The 17,326-nt window shown below is 62.5% G+C and carries 16 protein-coding genes; 8 read left to right on the forward strand and 8 right to left on the reverse strand.

All coding sequences use genetic code 11. The features are described 5' to 3' along the window. Positions 1-82: 82 nt before the first annotated feature. From PMI02_RS09135 to PMI02_RS25850, 3 genes are read right to left on the reverse strand one after another with little or no spacing between them, the layout of a single operon-like run. The gene (locus PMI02_RS09135) at positions 83-427 is read right to left on the reverse strand and encodes a carboxymuconolactone decarboxylase family protein (protein WP_007681826.1); all 345 of its coding nucleotides are present in this window, start codon (positions 425-427) and stop codon (positions 83-85) included. Positions 428-460: 33 nt separating this feature from the next. Then, a complete protein-coding gene (locus tag PMI02_RS09140; RefSeq protein ID WP_157222451.1) occupies positions 461-1,060 on the reverse strand; it encodes a glutathione S-transferase family protein in 600 nt (199 codons plus the stop codon). A 10-nt stretch (positions 1,061-1,070) separates the two neighbouring features. Further along, positions 1,071-1,724, reverse strand: a complete 654-nt coding sequence (locus PMI02_RS25850) for a glutathione S-transferase family protein (protein ID WP_162130153.1) — start codon at positions 1,722-1,724, stop codon at positions 1,071-1,073. Between the two features lie 325 nt (positions 1,725-2,049). Here PMI02_RS25850 and PMI02_RS09150 point away from each other — a divergent pair, with 325 nt between their 5' ends. The 8 genes from PMI02_RS09150 to PMI02_RS09180 all read left to right on the forward strand — a co-directional run bounded on the left by PMI02_RS09150 (position 2,050) and on the right by PMI02_RS09180 (position 11,715). Further along, positions 2,050-3,303, forward strand: coding sequence for a sarcosine oxidase subunit beta family protein (locus PMI02_RS09150; protein WP_007681837.1), 1,254 nt, complete (start codon positions 2,050-2,052; stop codon positions 3,301-3,303). Positions 3,304-3,311: 8 nt separating this feature from the next. After that, complete coding sequence (locus tag PMI02_RS26340) at positions 3,312-3,608, forward strand: sarcosine oxidase subunit delta (RefSeq protein WP_007681838.1); 297 nt, start codon at positions 3,312-3,314, stop codon at positions 3,606-3,608. Then, a complete protein-coding gene (locus PMI02_RS09155) occupies positions 3,605-6,538 on the forward strand; it encodes a sarcosine oxidase subunit alpha family protein (RefSeq protein ID WP_007681839.1) in 2,934 nt (977 codons plus the stop codon). Before PMI02_RS26340 ends, PMI02_RS09155 begins: the two co-directional genes overlap by 4 nt. A 79-nt stretch (positions 6,539-6,617) precedes the next feature. Continuing rightward, positions 6,618-7,064 (forward strand): sarcosine oxidase subunit gamma, encoded by a 447-nt coding sequence (locus PMI02_RS09160; RefSeq protein WP_157222452.1) that lies wholly within the window; start codon positions 6,618-6,620, stop codon positions 7,062-7,064. Positions 7,065-7,151: 87 nt separating this feature from the next. Beyond that, complete coding sequence (locus PMI02_RS09165; RefSeq protein ID WP_007681841.1) at positions 7,152-7,976, forward strand: class I SAM-dependent methyltransferase; 825 nt, start codon at positions 7,152-7,154, stop codon at positions 7,974-7,976. 242 nt (positions 7,977-8,218) lie between these two features. Further along, the gene (locus PMI02_RS09170) at positions 8,219-10,366 is read left to right on the forward strand and encodes a TonB-dependent receptor (RefSeq protein WP_162130154.1); all 2,148 of its coding nucleotides are present in this window, start codon (positions 8,219-8,221) and stop codon (positions 10,364-10,366) included. A 48-nt stretch (positions 10,367-10,414) separates the two neighbouring features. After that, positions 10,415-11,083 carry a glutathione S-transferase family protein gene (locus tag PMI02_RS09175; protein WP_007681845.1) on the forward strand — a complete coding sequence of 223 codons (669 nt, stop codon included), beginning with the start codon at positions 10,415-10,417 and terminating at the stop codon, positions 11,081-11,083. 23 nt (positions 11,084-11,106) lie between these two features. Beyond that, positions 11,107-11,715 (forward strand): glutathione S-transferase family protein, encoded by a 609-nt coding sequence (locus PMI02_RS09180; protein WP_007681846.1) that lies wholly within the window; start codon positions 11,107-11,109, stop codon positions 11,713-11,715. Between the two features lie 617 nt (positions 11,716-12,332). On the opposite strand, the gene glnT is transcribed toward PMI02_RS09180, so the two are convergent. From glnT to PMI02_RS09205, 5 genes are all read right to left on the reverse strand, one after another. After that, entirely contained in the window at positions 12,333-13,628 is a 1,296-nt protein-coding gene (gene glnT, locus PMI02_RS09185; protein WP_007681849.1) for a type III glutamate--ammonia ligase, read from the reverse strand. Between the two features lie 31 nt (positions 13,629-13,659). Beyond that, entirely contained in the window at positions 13,660-14,994 is a 1,335-nt protein-coding gene (locus PMI02_RS09190; protein WP_007681850.1) for an FMN-binding glutamate synthase family protein, read from the reverse strand. 13 nt (positions 14,995-15,007) lie between these two features. Then, entirely contained in the window at positions 15,008-15,691 is a 684-nt protein-coding gene (locus tag PMI02_RS09195; RefSeq protein WP_007681851.1) for a protein glxC, read from the reverse strand. Next, positions 15,691-16,566, reverse strand: a complete 876-nt coding sequence (locus PMI02_RS09200) for a glutamine amidotransferase family protein (protein ID WP_007681852.1) — start codon at positions 16,564-16,566, stop codon at positions 15,691-15,693. Before PMI02_RS09200 ends, PMI02_RS09195 begins: the two co-directional genes overlap by 1 nt. 97 nt (positions 16,567-16,663) lie before the next feature. Further along, positions 16,664-17,275 (reverse strand): XRE family transcriptional regulator, encoded by a 612-nt coding sequence (locus tag PMI02_RS09205; RefSeq protein WP_238539040.1) that lies wholly within the window; start codon positions 17,273-17,275, stop codon positions 16,664-16,666. Positions 17,276-17,326: the final 51 nt, after the last annotated feature.

The raw sequence follows: 17,326 nt of genomic DNA on the forward strand, positions 1-17,326 counted from the left end.
CTCTGTGCACGCTGCGGACCGTGAGGTGCGCTCGCGAGGCGGGACGCCTCTGTCGCGGTCCCGCCTCGCGATTGCACTGGTATCAGCCCTTCGCCGCCTTCACCGCGTCCAGCGCGCGAGCCGAATAGACCAGGGCAGCGCCCGCGTTCATCGCAACCGCGACGCCAAGCGCTTCCGCGATCTCGGCCTCGGTCGCGCCCTCTTTCACCGCTTCCAGGGAATGCACCGAGATGCAGCCATCGCACCGGGTCGTCACCGCGACCGCCAGCGAGATGAGCTGCCGGGTCTTGGCATCAAGGTGTCCGGTTTCCCTCCCCGCCCCGCTGGCCTGCATGTAGCCGCCTACCGTGGCGGGGCTGAGCGCGCCGAGATCACCGATCCCCGCCATGAGTTGAGCGCGATAATCGTTCCAGTCGATCATGGACATGGTGCATTCCTTCTTTGGGTGAAAAAATAAGGGCTAGGTATTGATGGTGAACGGCCGGCCTTGACCATTTTCAGCCGCCCACCGTTGCAGCGACGGTCGCAGTAACAAAGGGCCGATGCCCTGGTGCGCCGCGGTATTCAGAAGAGCCGCCAGAAATGCATCGGCGATCGAGGGCAATTCACCCGACAGGAAACGGGTGGTCCGTTTCGCGGCGAACAGTTCGATCGTGTCCATGCGCCATGGCACCTCTTCGAGCATGCGTTCGCGCGCGCCGGACCCGTCATTCCAAAGCGGTCGGCCGAAGCCGGGGTGATCGGGCATGTCCGCCATCACGAGGCACCAGAACATCTCCTCGATTCGGCTGACATGCGCGCGCACCTCGGCTCGCCCGATCGGATCGATGCCGATAATCCTTCGCGTTGGATACCGACGGTCGAGCGCTTCGCCGATCGCAGTCGTGCCGAGGACAGGCTCCCCGCCATCAAGGAGCGCAATGAACTGCCAGTGCTCGCCGACATGCTCGGCCGCAACGTTGGCATCGGCAGGCGCCCGCGCCAGCGGCTCACCCAGCATCTCGTCGAGGGCGCGACCCAGGCATTGATAGGGATACCAGGACGGTACGAGCAGTTGCATCATCACTAGCCTAGAAACGTCGGCCATGCGCGGCCATGAGCTGATCGTGGAAGCTCTCATCCAGCAACAGGCTGGGACATCCGGGCAGCGCAGCCACCCGATCATACCAGCGACCCAGTGCCTTCAAATGCGGCGGAAAGGTGAATCCGTAGACGGCGAGCGTGTACTCAAACATCGGATAGAGCATGCAGTCCGCCATGGTGGGCTGCACACCTGCCAGGAAGGGCCTGTCTTCCATGACGTGGCTGATCTGCTCGAGGACGATCCGCCACAGCGGAGCGGCGGCGAGGTCGATCGCCTGGACCGGATTCCGCCGGCTCAGATAGGCCGTAGTGTGAACGGTCGTGCAGGCGTAATAGTAATAGAATTCCTTGGCGAGCGCGGCCTGCGTGTCCACGCGGCGGCGCTCTTCCTCTGACGCTCCGCGCATCGGCGGGTCGGGGTACAGGTCTTCGAGATAGTGCATGATGGCGAAGGATTCCACGATCGCGTGGCCATCATCTGTTTCCAGCACCGGCACGGTTGCGGCCGGATTCCTTGCCAGGAATTCGGGCGTGCGCGTCTCGCCGAGAAATATGTTGAACTGTTCAGTCTCGATCGGCGGCAACCCCTTCAACGCGAGGTAGAGCCCCACCTTGCGAGGCACCGGGACCGGATCGAACATGCTGAGCCTCATGCCATCTCCTTGGGCTGCCCATTTCGGTAGGGCTGCGTGCGCGAGATTGCGCGCGTCGCGGCACCGTCACTACCCCTCCTTTGGAGGTTGCCGGCGCGCGAGCGGCCCGATTTCCGCGATACCCCCGGAAGGTGGGCTGGCGACTTGTGTTGCCAATGGCGACGTTGCCGGAAGACCCAGCGATCGCCGCTCCTGGCACCGCTAGAACGGGAAGTGGCTTGAAAGTGAGTGGAAGATTGGACTTTCCAATAACCTGCGCAGCCGGCTTCGACTTTTCCCTGAAGGCATTTCGCCGATCGGGGACGAGGAAGCGATGAGCGGCTATTCCGGCCTTCGCGTACTTGTCGAAGGGCTCCGCGGCCAGAAGGGCTGGCAAGCTGCCTGGCGTTCACCCGAGCCCAAATCGCGTTACGACATCATCCTGATCGGTGCGGGCGGCCACGGGCTTGCCACTGCCTATTATTTGGCCAAGAACCACGGCATCACCAATATCGCGGTGATCGAGCGAGGATGGCTTGGTGGTGGCAACACCGGTCGCAACACCACGATCATCCGCTCGAACTATTACTATCCGCAAAGCGCCGCGCTATACGATTTCTCGGTCAAACTCTACGAGGGCCTTTCGAAGGAACTCAATTACAACGTCATGTTCAGCCAGCGCGGGCTCGTCACGCTTGCCCACAGCCGGCACGATATGGAAGGCGCGGCCCGCTGGGTCGGCGCGATGCAGTTGAACGGCATCGACACCGAGATGCTGACGACCTCCGACATCGCCGCGCGTGTTCCGGCGCTCGACGTTTCGCAATCGGCCCGGTTCCCCGTCTGGGGCGGCTTTATGCAGAAACGCGCCGGTACAGCCCGGCACGATGCCGTCGCCTGGGGCTATGCGCGCGCCGCCAGTGCCCTGGGGGTCGACATCCTTCAGAACACCGAGATGACGGGGTTCGTGCGATCCACAGCCGGAAGCGTCATCGGCGTCGAGACCAGTCGTGGAACGATCCGGGCGGACAAGGTCGGGATGACAGTCGCCGGTCATTCCAGCGTGCTGGCAGACATGGCCGGCTTCCGCCTGCCGGTGACGAGTTATGCATTGCAGGCCTTCGTTTCCGAACCGCTGAAACCCGTGATCGACACCGTTGTGCTGTCGATTGCGACAGGGACGTATATCAGCCAATCCGACAAGGGCGGCCTCGTTATCGGAGGCGCCATCGATGCCTATCCGTCATACGCGCAGCGCGGCAACGCGCCCGTCCTGCGCGGTGTAATCGCGTCCATTGCCGAGCAGTATCCGGCCTTTCGCCGCCTCCGCTTCCTGCGTCAGTGGGCCGGCATAGTCGATACGGTGCACGACTCCAGCCCCATTATCGGCGAAAGCCCAGTGCCCGGCCTCTACCTCAACTGCGGGTGGGGAACCGGCGGGTTCAAGGGCATTCCCGTCGGCGGCTGGACCCTTGCGCATCACATGGCGACCGGCAGCCCCCATCCGCTGGCCGAAGATTTCGGCCTCCGGCGCTTCCAGACCGGAGCGCTGATCGACGAGGCTGCCGCCTCGGGCATTGCACACTAGGTTCCATCATGCTGCTGATTGACTGCCCGCACTGTGGGCCACGCGACGAGATCGAATTCCGCTGTGGGGGCGAGAGCCACATTGCTCGCCCCGGCCCGCCGGCGGAGGTGTCCGACGCTCGCTGGGCGGATTACCTGTTCAACCGTATCAATCCCAAGGGCGTTCATTACGAGCGTTGGGTACATCGCGCTGGTTGCCGATTATGGTTCAATTTGGCGCGTGATACCCGGACGCACGCGATCGTGGCAGTTTATCCCATCGATGAGGCCGCCCCGGCGACCAGCCCTGCGGGAGTCGCACTTTGAGCAAGCGTCAGTTCTGCCGGATGCCCCACGGAGGCCTGATCGATCGCGATCGGGTGATCGCGTTCACCTTTAACGGGCGTAAACTGCACGGCTATGAGGGGGACACGCTGGCATCCGCATTGGTCGCCAATGGCATTCGCCTCATCAGCCGCTCCTTCAAATATCATCGCCCGCGCGGACTGATCGGCGCAGGCACGGAGGAGCCGAACGCACTGGTTCAGATCGGTCGGGGCGCAAAGGCCGAAGTCAACGTGCGGGCAACCGAGGTCTTGCTGCGTGAAGGGTTGCAGGCGAGGTCGATAAATTGCTGGCCCAGCGTCAAGTTCGACGTGGGAGGCATCAACAACCTTGCGTCGCATTTCCTTGCCGCCGGGTTCTACTACAAGACCTTCATGTGGCCGACCTGGCACCTCTATGAATGGGCCATTCGCCGCGCTGCCGGGCTTGGTAACGCTCCCGAAGAAGCCGATCCCGACTTCTACGAGAATCACTACGACCACTGCGACGTGCTCGTGGTCGGCGGCGGCGCGGCCGGGCTGGCCGCGGCGCGGGCCGCCGCAGCAGGTGGTGCGCGCGTCATTCTGGCCGAACAGGACAGCCGGTTAGGCGGCCGGCTGCTTTGGGACGAAGCACAGATCGACGCGATGCCCGGCCAGGACTGGGTCGATCAGGCCTCGACCGAACTTGGCGCAATGCCCGAGGCGCGCGTTCTGACCCGCACGAGCGCGATCGGTTATTTCGATCACAACGCCATCGTGATGGTGCAGCAACTGCCTGACGGACACGGTCCGCGGCAACGGCTTTGGCAGGTTCGTGCCCGCAAGGTCATTTTGGCGACTGGCGCGCTTGAACGGCCACTGGTGTTTCCAGGCAACGATCGGCCGGGGGTGATGCTGGCCTCTGCCGTTCGGCAATATGTCGGTCGCTACGCAGCCATGCCAGGTCGCCAGGCTGTCATCTTCACCAACAACGACGAGGCCTATCTCACGGCTGAAACTCTGCACCGGCACGGGATCAAGGTCGAAGCCATTGTCGACAGCCGCACCGAGCCTTCGCAGCATCTCGAGAACCGTGCAAATCTACTCGGCATCCCGCTGATCGCGGGCGGGACAATCACCTCCACAGTTGGTGCGCGATCCCTTAAGTCCGTCACGGTGCGCGACGCGGTCGGCAAGATGATCAAATTCAAGGCAGACCTGCTGGCGATGTCGGGCGGGCACAATCCCACTGTTCACCTGTTCTGCCAGTCCGGGGGGCAGCTGGCATACGATACCGAGCATGCCATGCTGAAGCCGGGCGTTTCGGCGCAACAGGAAACCTCGGTGGGCGTAGCGGCGGGCGACATGGAGCTGGGTTCTTCGCTGCGCCAAGCCCACGACGCGGGCCTTGTCGCTGCTGCGGCATGCGGCTTTGCGCCAGTGCCAGAACCGCGGGCACCCGAAGCTGTCGGCCTGGCCTACGCTGTCGAGCCGGCATGGGAGCCGGCATCCTACGACGGCAAGGCTTTCGTCGATTTCCAGAACGACGTCACCGCCTCTGACATCGCACTCGCTGCCCGCGAAAACTTTCAATCGATCGAGCACCTCAAGCGCTATACAACACTCGGCATGGCTCCGGACCAGGGCAAGACATCGAATGTCAACGGCCTTGCCATCATGGCCTCGCTCACCGGGCGCGAAATAACCGAGGTCGGCACCACGCGCTATCGCTTTCCGTTTACGCCGGTCAGCTTCGGTGCGCTTTCAGGCAGCAGTCGGGGTGACTATTTCCGCCCGATCCGCCGGATGCCCGCACATGCGGTGCACGCCGGGTATGGCGCGGTTTTCGAGGACTATGGCGCGTGGAAACGGCCCGCCTACTACTTGCGCGATGGCGAGACCCCCGGCGACGCGGAACAACGCGAGGCACTGGCGGTCCGCCAGGCCGTGGGACTGTTCGAAGGCTCGCCCCTTGGCAAGATCGAGGTCATGGGCCCCGACGCAGCCGTATTCCTCGATCGCATCTATGCCAACACGATGTCGACGTTGAAAGTGGGCCGCGCCCGCTACGGGTTGATGCTGAACGAACTGGGCGTGCTGATCGATGACGGCGTGGCGCTGCGTCTTGCCGAAGACCGGTTCTGGGTGGGCACGACCGGTGGCGGTGCCGACCGGATCGCCGCCTGGATGGAAGAGTGGCTGCAGTGCGAATGGCTCGATCTGAAGGTGATTGTCGCCCCGGTGACGCAGGCATGGGCTGTGCTGACGCTAACCGGCCCCCTCGCCCGGACGGTGCTGGAGACAGTGGGCGTGAGCGCATCGATCGCGGCCCAGGACTTCCCGCACATGAGCTTTGCCGACATGCAGGTGGCCGGGATCCCGGCGCGCATTGCTCGGGTCAGCTACACCGGCGAAATCTCGTTCGAAATCAACATCCCCTCATCGCAGGCGGAACACCTCTGGCACCGGCTAATGCAAGCGGGCGCCCAGTTAGATATCGCGCCTGTAGGGGTCGACGCATGGATGCTGCTGAGAACCGAGAAAGGCTTCCTTCACATCGGTGCGGATACCGACGGCTCGACCACTCCGCTGGACGTCGGCTGGGACCACGTCCTGAAGAAGAAGAGTGATTTCGTCGGGCGTCGCTCGCTGACCAGGCCGGCGGACAGCGCCTCGGATCGATTGCAGTTCGTCGGCCTGCGTCCTTTGAGCGGCAAGGCTCCGCCGATCGGCGCGCATCTCGCGTCCACCGCCGGAGGAGGCAGCGAGGGTTACGTCACCTCCGCGGGCCATAGCCCCATCCTGTCCCGCGGTGTGGCGCTGGGCATGGTCAAGGGTGGGCGGAGCCGCATGCGCGAAGTGTTGCGGCTCGCCAGTGGCGGCCGGGAAGACCGGGTGGAGATCATTGAAATCTGCGCCTATGACCCAGCGGGAGAACGGCTCAATGGCTGAATCGGATCACGCTGTCTCTATCACGACATTGCAGCGGAGGCCACTTGCGGTCCTACGTCTTCACAAACCTGCGGCTGAGATGATCGCCGCCGTCTCCACGTTGCTGAACCTTCCGCTGCCAGATACCTCGCAAGTGGCCGAGCGCGGAGAATCTAGGGTGTTCCGCGTTGCCCCGGGCGAATGGATGCTCGTGGGGGTGGCCGCGACAAACGTCGAGAGGCAGCTCGCCGAAGCCGACGCCGATCTGGGCTTGTGGCACTGCGCCGAGATGACCGATGCCTATACCGTCCTCACTCTTACCGGGCAGGATGCGCGCGATCTCCTCGCCAAGGGTTGCAGCCTCGACATGCATCCCCGCGCGCTTGCCGCCGGGCATTGTGCCGGTACGCTACTAGCGCAGATAGATCTTCTCGTCCACAAGGTGACCGAGGATCGATACGAGCTCTATTGCGACCGTTCCTGGGCTGGACACGTCGTCGCCTGGCTGCAGCAAACGGAAACAGAACGCCAAGCCCCGGCAGCATGAGATATCGGCCATCTGATCACTTCGGCTGCCGCATCGCACGACCTGCGACATTGATTATCACGCATTTGAAGTGCAAAGGCGAGACTAATGGAGAGCAACGACAGCGGGCTGGGCGCGATCGGCCATGGCGCCTGGGATTCCGCAGCAGCTGATTACGAGGAGCTGGTCACGCCGTTTACGGCGCATTACGCGCGTGCGGCTCTCGACCTGCTGGACGGCGCGGTACCCGGCGCTCGCATAATCGATGTCGCCGCCGGCACAGGAGCTTTCGCGATCGCGGCGGCTCAGGCCGGGGCACAGGTATGTGCGAGCGATTTCTCGCCTGGGATGGTCGCAAGGCTGGCCGATCAACTGGCACCGTTTCGCGACTGCGAAGCACTGGTCATGGACGGTCAGGCGCTGAGTTGCGAAAGCGCCGCATTCGATATCGCCGTATCCATCTTCGGAGTGATGCTATTTCCGGACTGGCGTTCCGGCCTCTCTGAACTGGCGCGGGTGATCCGACCCGGCGGGCGCGGATGCGTGGCTGTATGGCAGAACATCGCGGGCGCCGGCCCCGCCTTCGCATTTACCCAAGCCTATCGCGCTGCATTTCCCGATCGGGCCATGCCCGTGCCGGGCGCGGGCATTGTCCACCTCAGCGATCCGGCGCGGCTGGCCGAGGCTATGCGCGACGCCGGTTTCCTTGATGTCGTCATCCACCCGGTCCAAGGCGTGTGGCAAGTCGCGTCGATAGACACAGTCATGCGCGATATGGACAGGCTCTACGGACCGTTGCCACTGTTCGCCTCGCTCGACGGCCATGAACGCACCATATTCGCTCGGCACCTTCGCAGCGTGTTCGAAGTCCATCAATCGGGCGAAGGCGTGAAAATCCCGGCGACAGCCCTGGTCGCATTGGGCCGACGCTGAGAGGATCGAAAAGCCGACTGCCCCCTTTTGGAGGTCTATCCCCTACCCGCGATGTTAGCGAACCTGTCCGCAGTCAAAGTCGCGAGCCGATCGGCAAAAAATAAGCGGCGATGCAGGGCGAACAGAAATCCTACCCCGAAAGATCTTTGATCTGAAGAAGGTGGACCAAACTGACCATGCGGGGATATATGCGCAAATCAATCTTAGTAGCCTCATTTATTCTGTTCGCTTCCAATACGGCGATGGCACAGAGTCAAACGGCAGCGATTAGATCGGATTCGTCCGACGCCGCATCTGACGGTATTCAGGATATCGTCGTGACTGCCCAGCATCGCAAAGAGCGGCTTCAAGACACGCCGGTAGCCGTCACCGCCCTTTCGGCTGACGCGCTCGCCCTGCGCGGGATAAGCGACGTGACGCAGATTGCCGGCACTGTTCCTGGTCTTGTCATTCCAACGTCGGTTGGCGCGGGCACATCCACGAACTTCTACATGCGCGGCGTAGGTCAGTTCGACAATTACGCCACGGTCGATCCCGGTGTCGGGGTCTATCTCGATGGCGTCTACATCGGCCGCTCGCAGGCCGGGATTTTCGATATCGCTAACGTCGAACGGATCGAGGTGCTGCGCGGGCCGCAAGGAACGCTTTATGGCAAGAACACCATCGGCGGCCTGGTCAACATCATCACTTCGAAACCTGGTCCTGACTTTTCCGCCGATGTTCGGCTTCGTGGTGGCAGCCGCAATTTGCTCGGCGGCATGGCCGCTATCAACCTGCCGTTGGTCGAGGACAAATTGTTCGCCAGCTTCAGTGTCAACGCCAGCACGCAGGACGGCTATGTCCGTTCCGCGATCGACCCGCAGCTGGCAAACCCTTTCGGTGATGCGCCAGGCCGCTTCGGTGATAAGCAGGACATCTCGGCGCGCGCCGCAATCCGCTACCGCCCCAACAGCGATCTCGACATAAACCTTTCGGCGGACATGATCCATCGCCGCGGCACGGCAGTCGCCTTCATTGCCCGCGACGGATCACTCGCCGATGGCATCGACCCGGTCTACGCCACCACATCGAACCGCCGGACTTCGGCCGGATATCGCGCACCCGAGGAGAATGACGGCAAGGGCCTAGCGCTTCATGTGGACTACACGTTCGGCGATATCACCGTGCAATCCATCACCTCGTATCGCGATAGCAGCATGCTGTCCGGCGGGGACTACGATGGCACGCCGTCGCAGTTCCTAGATCAGCGGATGGCGCTGGACCAGAACCAGTTCAGCCAGGAAATCCGGTTCAGCGGAACGTCGTTCGACGATCGGCTGAAATGGATCGGCGGCCTGTTCTACTTCCATGAGAAATTCGATCAGGAAATCAACATCTACGGTTCCGAAGGCACACTCTACGGCCTCGATGTCGATCAATACATCTCCGGTTCGACCGAAAGCTACGCCGCATTCCTGCAGGGCACCTTCTCGGTCAGCGATACGCTCAGCGTCACTGCCGGCGGCCGCTATACCGAGGACAAGAAGGATGGCAGCGTCTTCTGGACACCCTACTACGACATCTTCTTCGGCAGCGGGCCGGTCAATTCGAGGGGCAAGTGGGGTGCTTTCACGCCGCACGCGTCGATCGAGTGGAAAATGACACCCGATGCCCTGCTCTATGCATCCTATACGCGCGGCTTCCGCAGCGGCGGTATAAACGGCCGCGCCGGTTCGCCGGCGTCCGCAGGCACATATGGCCCGGAAAAACTCGACGGTTTCGAGGGGGGGCTGAAATCCGATCTCTTCGGCAAACGGCTTCGCGCCAACATCGCGGCCTACTACAACCTCTACAAGGACATCCAGCTCATCGCCGTTGATACATCGGGAACCAGCTTCCCAACGGTGAACGGCGGCGAGGCCGAAGTCTACGGCGCCGAGGTCGAGCTGGAGGCACAGATCACGAGCCAGTTGAACGTCTCGGCCAACTATGCGTACACTCACGCACAGTATACCGACCTCATCCCTGCGGTCACGATGTTCTCACCGACGCTGAAAGCGGGCAACCGGCTCCCCAACGCGCCAAGGCACACCTTCTCCATAGCCGGGAACTACGTGCAGCCAGTCGGCAATGCAGGCAGCGAACTGCGCCTCCATGCTGAATACCGCTATCGCGGCTTCGTCTATCCGTTCAGTGAGAACGAGTTCAAGAACGCAGGATATGGCATTCTGGACGGCCGGGTGACGTTCGCGGCCGATGCCGATCGCTGGCAGCTTAGCGCTTACTGTCTCAATTGTGCGAACAAGAAATACATCATCTGGGGCCAGTATCGGGTCAATACCTTCGGTTTTGAAGCCGTGATTCCCGGCCTTCCGCGCGAGCTCGGTCTCGAGCTGCGGGCGAAGTTCTGATGTTTACGAGGGGGCCTAGCCCCCTCGCCTTTCTACAAGGAATAAGTGATGAAGCTCTATGGATTTGACCCGGGACCGTTCCCGCGTCGCGTGATGCTCTACCTGGCGCTCAAAGGCTTGGACAACGTCGAGGTCATCTCCCTGAATATCTTCAAGGAAGAGACCAAGACACCCGAATTCCTCGCCAAGAACCCTGGCGGCAACGTGCCGATCCTGGAAACGGACGATGGAAACTATGTCTACGAAACCCAGGCGATCATGCAGTATCTCGAGGAAGCTTATCCCGAACATTCGCTTTCCGGGGAGACCGAGGCGGAACGGCTCCGCGTCGACATGCAATGCGACCTGATCAACGAATGGTATCACAGCTACTACCTGTCGGCCGCGCACATATTCCCGTATTTGTCGAAGTCCAAAGTCCAGGCTCAGGACGTCAACATCGTGACCAGCCCGCTCTGGCGCACACGGCTCGAGCAGATCAACGAGATACGGGGCAACGATCCCTTTTTGGCCGGAGCCAAGCCAACAATTCCCGACTGCCTGCTCTTCCCGATCTTTGAATATACCCGCGTCACTTATGATGCGTTCATTCCGCCGCATCTGAAGGGCATGCTTGCCTGGTTCGAAAACTTCAAGGCGCTGCCGGGAATTCCCCTGCTGGACCTGCCCGACTGGTACCATGACGAGCTTTTTCGCCGCCATGGAACGCGCATCTGAACGATCCTGAAGGAAATCGACCCATGAAGCTTCTTGTTTCCGCCTGGTATCCCTACCAGCACCAGGCGAACGCGCTCGGTCAAATGATCGGCGACCCCATCTACACCCGCGAAGTGATGACCGATGACGGCAGCACGCTCTACGGTCCCGCGCTTGGCCCATTCGTCGCTCTTGTCGTGGAGGGTGCCGAGAAGCCCGTCGTAGGTCTGCCCGCGATCGTCGAGATGCTCGATCGGCGTTACCCGGAGCGAGGTTTCCTTGGCGGCCGTGATCCGCTCGCGCGTTCACGCGTGCGCGGCTTGTCCGCAAAGGTCGAGGAATGCTTCTCACGCCTATACATCGGCGACATCGCAAGCCATGGCGAGTTCGGCCGCAAGAAGTGGCTGGAGAATTCCGATGCCTCGCAGCGTGTGCTCGAAGAAGTAGGGCCACGGCTGGCGGTGCTCGAAAACTACCAGAAGGGCACGACTTCGCAGTTCCTTGTCGGTGAAAATCCCACCCTCGCCGATGTGCTCCTTATGGCGGCATGGTGGACTGCCGAGGACCAGGGCCTGGGCGACGTGGCGGCCGCAAACGAGAACCTCGCCGCGTGGTATGCGCGCAACAGCCAAGGCCCCTTCCGCCGCGGCTGAGCCAGCCCAACTTCCGAACGGCTTGCAATAATGGCCCGGTCCCGGCGACCTGAAATCTCGCCCGCCGGGCCTTTTGCCGTACGCACATCCGGAACGGGACGCTCCGGCGAAGCTTCCTCTGATCCATGTCTCGTCTTGGGGCGAGTGTTGCACGACGCGGGACATCGATCAGGCGAGACCGCCCGCGACCTGCTCAGGCAGCGGATCGTGGCTTCGTGCCAGATGGAAGCCGGGGCGCCCCACACGATCCCAGCGATCCGAAGCGAGGTGCGGGTGACTCCGGCCCCTGCGCGCATCAGCATCGGTGAACCGGTTGCAGGCTTCGTTTGGTGCGGGAAGCGTCGAGGTGGGCAGCGGCAAGACAGCTCGGCGCCCGGGACAGATCGCTGGAAGCCTGTGAAAGACGGTGCACAGTCGTCACGAAGGTGCCCCGTCAGGCGCCTTTCATTCAAGGTAGCGCTGCTTTTCGGAGCGATCCCACTGCTTGCTTGTGGAGGACCGAACATGGCACACGTCGCCCAGGCGCTTTGGCCTGTAAGGCAGGAACTAAGCAGTGGTACTTTTCTAGTCGGGAACGGCAATTGGCCCCAACGCAACAGCGCCGGGGCCAATCGTAATCAGCAATCGAGAGTGTGATCGCGCTCCCATTGCGACAGGTGGCGCGCATGGTCGTTCCACTCGCCATGCTTCAGTTTGAGATAGGCCGGCACCAGCGTGCCCATGTTTTCATTCAGCATGCTGGAGTCTTCCAACGCGCGCAAGGCATCGAGCAGATTCAGCGGCAGCCGCTTGGTTTCTCCCGCGAGATGCCCTTCGGTATACATGTTAATGTCGAGCCGTGGCCCGGGATCGCGGCTCTGCGCCAGACCGTCGAGCCCGGCGGCCAGCACCGCGGCGGGCATCAGATAGGGATTAACAGCGCCATCGGCGAGGCGCAGTTCGAAACGATCCCCTTCAGGCACGCGGATCATGTGGGTGCGATTGTTGCCCGTCCAGGTGACCGAGTTCGGCGCCCAGGTCGCACCCGACAGAGTACGCGGTGCGTTGATCCGCTTGTAACTGTTTACCGTGGGATTGAGGAACGCAGCCAACGCATCGGCTGAATGGATGATCCCGCCGATGAACGACAGGCCTAGAGACGACAGGTCGCCCTCGTTCGCTTCAGACACGAAAGCATTGTCCGCGCCGCGCCAGACCGAGACGTGCATGTGACAACCGTTGCCCGTCAGGTGAACGAAAGGCTTGGGCATGAAGGTCGCGCGCAGACCATGCTTCTCGGCGATCGACTTGACCATGTATTTGAAGAAGGCTTGGCGGTCGGCGGTGATCAGCGCATCATCGTATTCCCAGTTCATCTCGAACTGGCCGTTCGCATCTTCGTGGTCGTTCTGGTAGGGAGCCCAGCCGAGCGCGAGCATCGCATCGCAGATCTCGGTGATCACGTCATAGCGGCGCATTAGCGCTTGCTGGTCGTAGCAAGGTTTGGCCTGGGTGTCGGCCACGTCGGCGATCGACGAGCCATCAGGCGAGATCAGGAAGAATTCACACTCGACGCCGGTCTTCATCTGCAGGCCCTGTTCGGCAGCCCGCGCGATCTGCGCCTTCAGCGCGTTGCGGGGGGTCGCTTCGACCGGCGCACCGTTCATCCACAGATCGGCCGCGAGCCAGCCCACTTCGGGCTTCCACGGCAACTGGATCAGGCTGGCCGGATCGGGTTTGGCGAACAGGTCAGGGTCGGCCGGGGTCATGTCGAGCCATGTAGCGAAGCCGGCAAAGCCCGCGCCATTCTTCTGCATGCCGCTTATCGCCGAGGCCGGCACCAGCTTGGCGCGCTGGCTGCCGAACAGGTCCGTATAACTGATCAGGAAATATTTGATGCCGCGTTCGGCTGCGATAGCCGCAAGGTCAGTCATGGAAATGTCCCCATAGATAAAATTTGGCTCGTCAGAATCCCTGGGGATTGCCGGGAACCCAGTCGGTTCCGGCCAGTGGCACGCGCGCCATAGCGGCCGCCTCCATGGTCAAGGCGACGAGATCCTCGGGTTCGAGGTTGTGCAGGTGGCTCTTGCCGCAGGCGCGCGCGATCGTCTGCGCCTCCAGCGTCAACACCGCGAGGTAGTTGGCCAACCGGCGCCCCGCCGCGACTGGATCGAGCCGCGCGGCCAGCACCGGGTCCTGCGTGGTGATGCCCGCTGGATCTCGGCCTTCCTGCCAGTCATCATAGGCGCCCGCGGTAGAGCCCAATGCCTGATATTCGGCCTCAAGCGCCGGGTCGTTGTCGCCCAGCGCCACAAGCGCGGCGGTGCCAATCGCCACGGCATCGGCGCCCAGCGCAAGCGCCTTGGCGACATCGGCGCCATTGCGGATGCCTCCGGAGACGATCAACTGGACCTTGCGGTGCATGCCCAGGTCTTGCAGCGCCTGCACTGCCGGGCGGATCGCCGCGAGGATCGGAATCCCGACATGTTCGATAAACACGTCCTGCGTCGCGGCGGTACCACCCTGCATCCCGTCGAGCACGACGACGTCGGCACCAGATTTCACCGCCAGCGCGACGTCGTAATAGGGCCGTGTCGCGCCAACCTTAACGTAAATCGGCTTTTCCCAATCGGTAATCTCCCGCAGTTCCTCGATCTTGATTTCAAGATCGTCGGGCCCGGTCCAGTCGGGGTGGCGGCAGGCCGAGCGCTGGTCGATGCCCATCGGCAGGTTGCGCATCTGCGCGACGCGGTCCGATATCTTCTGCCCCAGCAGCATGCCACCACCGCCGGGCTTGGCGCCTTGGCCGATGACCACCTCGATCGCATCGGCCTTGCGCAGGTCGTCCGGGTTCATGCCATAGCGCGAGGGAAGGTACTGGTAGACCAGCGTCTGCGACTGACCGCGCTCCTCGGAGGTCATGCCGCCGTCGCCGGTGGTCGTAGATGTGCCTGCCAGCGAGGCACCGCGACCCAGCGCTTCCTTGGCCTGGCCCGAGAGCGCGCCGAAGCTCATTCCGGCGATCGTCACAGGGATCTTCAGGTGGATTGGCTTCTTAGCGAAGCGCGTGCCCAACCAGACATCAGTCGCGCACTTTTCGCGGTAGCCTTCGAGCGGATAGCGCGAGACGGAGGCCCCGAGGAACAGCAGGTCGTCAAAATGCGGCAGCTTGCGCTTGGTCCCACCTCCGCGGATATCGTAGATCCCGGTTGCGGCCGCGCGGCGGATCTCGGCCAGGGTGTGCGGGTCGAAGGTCGCCGAGAATCGCGGCAGGGTGTGTGGGATGTTCTTCAGGTCCATGGGGACAGGGCCTTCAATATGCCGAAGCGTTGTCGACGTGGAAATTGTAGAGCCCGCGCGCCGAGCCATACCGACGGAACTCGTCGACGCCGGCATCGGCACCGGCCGCTTCCAGTAGCTTGTGGAGCAGGTCGCGATGCTCGGCGCGCATTTCCTTCTCGACGCAGTCGGCGCCGAGACTCTTGACCTCGCCGCGCACGAACAGACGCGCCTCATAGATCGAATCGCCCAATGCATCGCCGGCATCGCCGAGGACAACCAGCGTGCCGGATTGTGCCATGAAAGCGCTCATCGGTCCGATCGAGCCCTTAACGACGATGTCGATACCCTTCATCGAGATGCCGCAGCGCGCCGAGGCATCGCCGTCGATCACCAGCAGGCCGCCATGCGCGGTGGCACCGGCCGACTGGCTGGCATCGCCTTTCACGTGGACCTTGCCCGACATCATGTTCTCGGCGACGCCGACACCGGCGTTGCCCTCGATAACCACGGTGGCCTGGCTATTCATCCCAGCGCAGTAGTACCCGGCGTGCCCGGCGATCTCGACGGTGACCGGGACGTTCAGACCCGCGGCAAGCGCGTGCTGGCCCTGCGGGTTCTCGACACGCCAGTGCGTCTCGTTGGTATCGACGGACAGCGCGTGAAGCTGAGCGTTGAGTTCGCGCTTGGCGGTTTCGGCCAGATTTACTACAGGCATTAATTGCGCTCCCAGGCGTAGACGCGCGCGGGTTCTGGTTCAAAGACTCGCGCTTGCTCGATCCCCGGCAGGCCGACCAAGGCGCGGTATTCCGACCCGAAAGCGACATAGCGGTCAGTCTCGGCCATGACCGCGGGCTTGCACGAAATCGGATCGCGCAGCACGGCAAAGCCGTTCTCGGTGCCTACGACGAAGGTGAAGAAGCCGTCGAGATCGTCGAGGCTGGCTTCAAGCGCTTCGGCCAGGCTCGCGCCTTCGCGCAGCTTCCACGAGAGATATCCGGCGGCGACTTCGCTGTCGTTATCGGTGGCGAACCGGATCCCTTGCGGCTCCAGCATCCGGCGTAACGAGCGGTGGTTCGACAGCGATCCATTGTGCACCAAGCACTGATCGGCACCGGTCGAGAACGGGTGCGCGCCATCGGTGGTGACGGCGCTTTCGGTGGCCATGCGAGTGTGGCCGACGCCGTGGGTGCCGCTCATGCCGGCCAGCCCGAACCGGGTCGCCACCTGAGCGGGCAGGCCGACTTCCTTATATAGTTCAATGCGCTTGCCCGCACCGATCACGACGATGTCCGGGCGGTTCCGCGCCAGCCAACCGCGCACGCGATCCTCATCGCTTGCAGCGAAATCGAGCACCATATGGGTGTCGCGGACGGTGAAGTTGACACCTGCCCCAAGTGCTGCGGGTACGCCGTCGAAGTCGTTGCCCCGCAGCGTCAGCTTGATACGGCCCTCGGCGCCCGCGCCATAGACCGCGAAGCCCGCGCTATCGGGACCGCGATCGGTCATCACCGCGAGCATACCGGCGAGCAAAGTGCCCAGTTCCGGTTCCAGCGATGGGTCCTTGAGGAAAAGACCGACAATTCCACACATGCGCTTTCGAATCCCTTGTCTCGTCCGACAAGGGATTAAGCGGCGCGAGATTGCGCGTCAATCCTTAGGAACTATTTTTTCTTGTAAAGAAACTCAATCACGTTGCAGGGCGCGGATAAACGATAATCGAGAGATACTCGGTTTCTCTGCTCTCGACCGCCTCGGGGCCGTGCAATGCGGAACTATCGAACAGGAGCGAGTCGCCGGCTCGCATCAGATAGGTCTCGGTGCCGTGGCGGTAGGTCAGTTCCCCCTTCAACATGTGGATGAACTCGACACCTTGGTGGTGGAACGACGTGTAAGGCGCGGCACCCTCGCGCAGGGTGATGAGGTAGGGCTCCATCGCCACGTCGCCCCGTAACATGTGCCCGAGGAGTTGGTAGACGTGGCCTACCTTGGTGCCGCGGCGCTCGATCGTCAGTCCCTGCCCAGCCGGCACATGCGAACAATCCTGGCGTTCCTCAAACGCGGCGAACAGCGAAGACAACGGCACTTGCAGCGCGGTCGATATCGACTGGAGCGTGGCCAACGACGGCGAAATCCCGCCGTTCTCGATCTTCGAGAGCATGCCGGTCGAAATCGAGGCGGCGCTCGCCAGGTCGGCGATCGAAAGGTCGTGCCGGCGGCGCTGGCTACGGATCTGGCTGCCGATCGCCTTTTCGAGATCGCGCTCGATCGGCGCAGGCGCGGTCGAACCCGTGGTCAGCACGTGGGAAGACTTGGATATGTTGCTGGAAATGTGCGTCACCCTAGGCTGCAT

This window comes from Novosphingobium sp. AP12, assembly GCF_000281975.1.
GTDB lineage: Bacteria > Pseudomonadota > Alphaproteobacteria > Sphingomonadales > Sphingomonadaceae > Novosphingobium.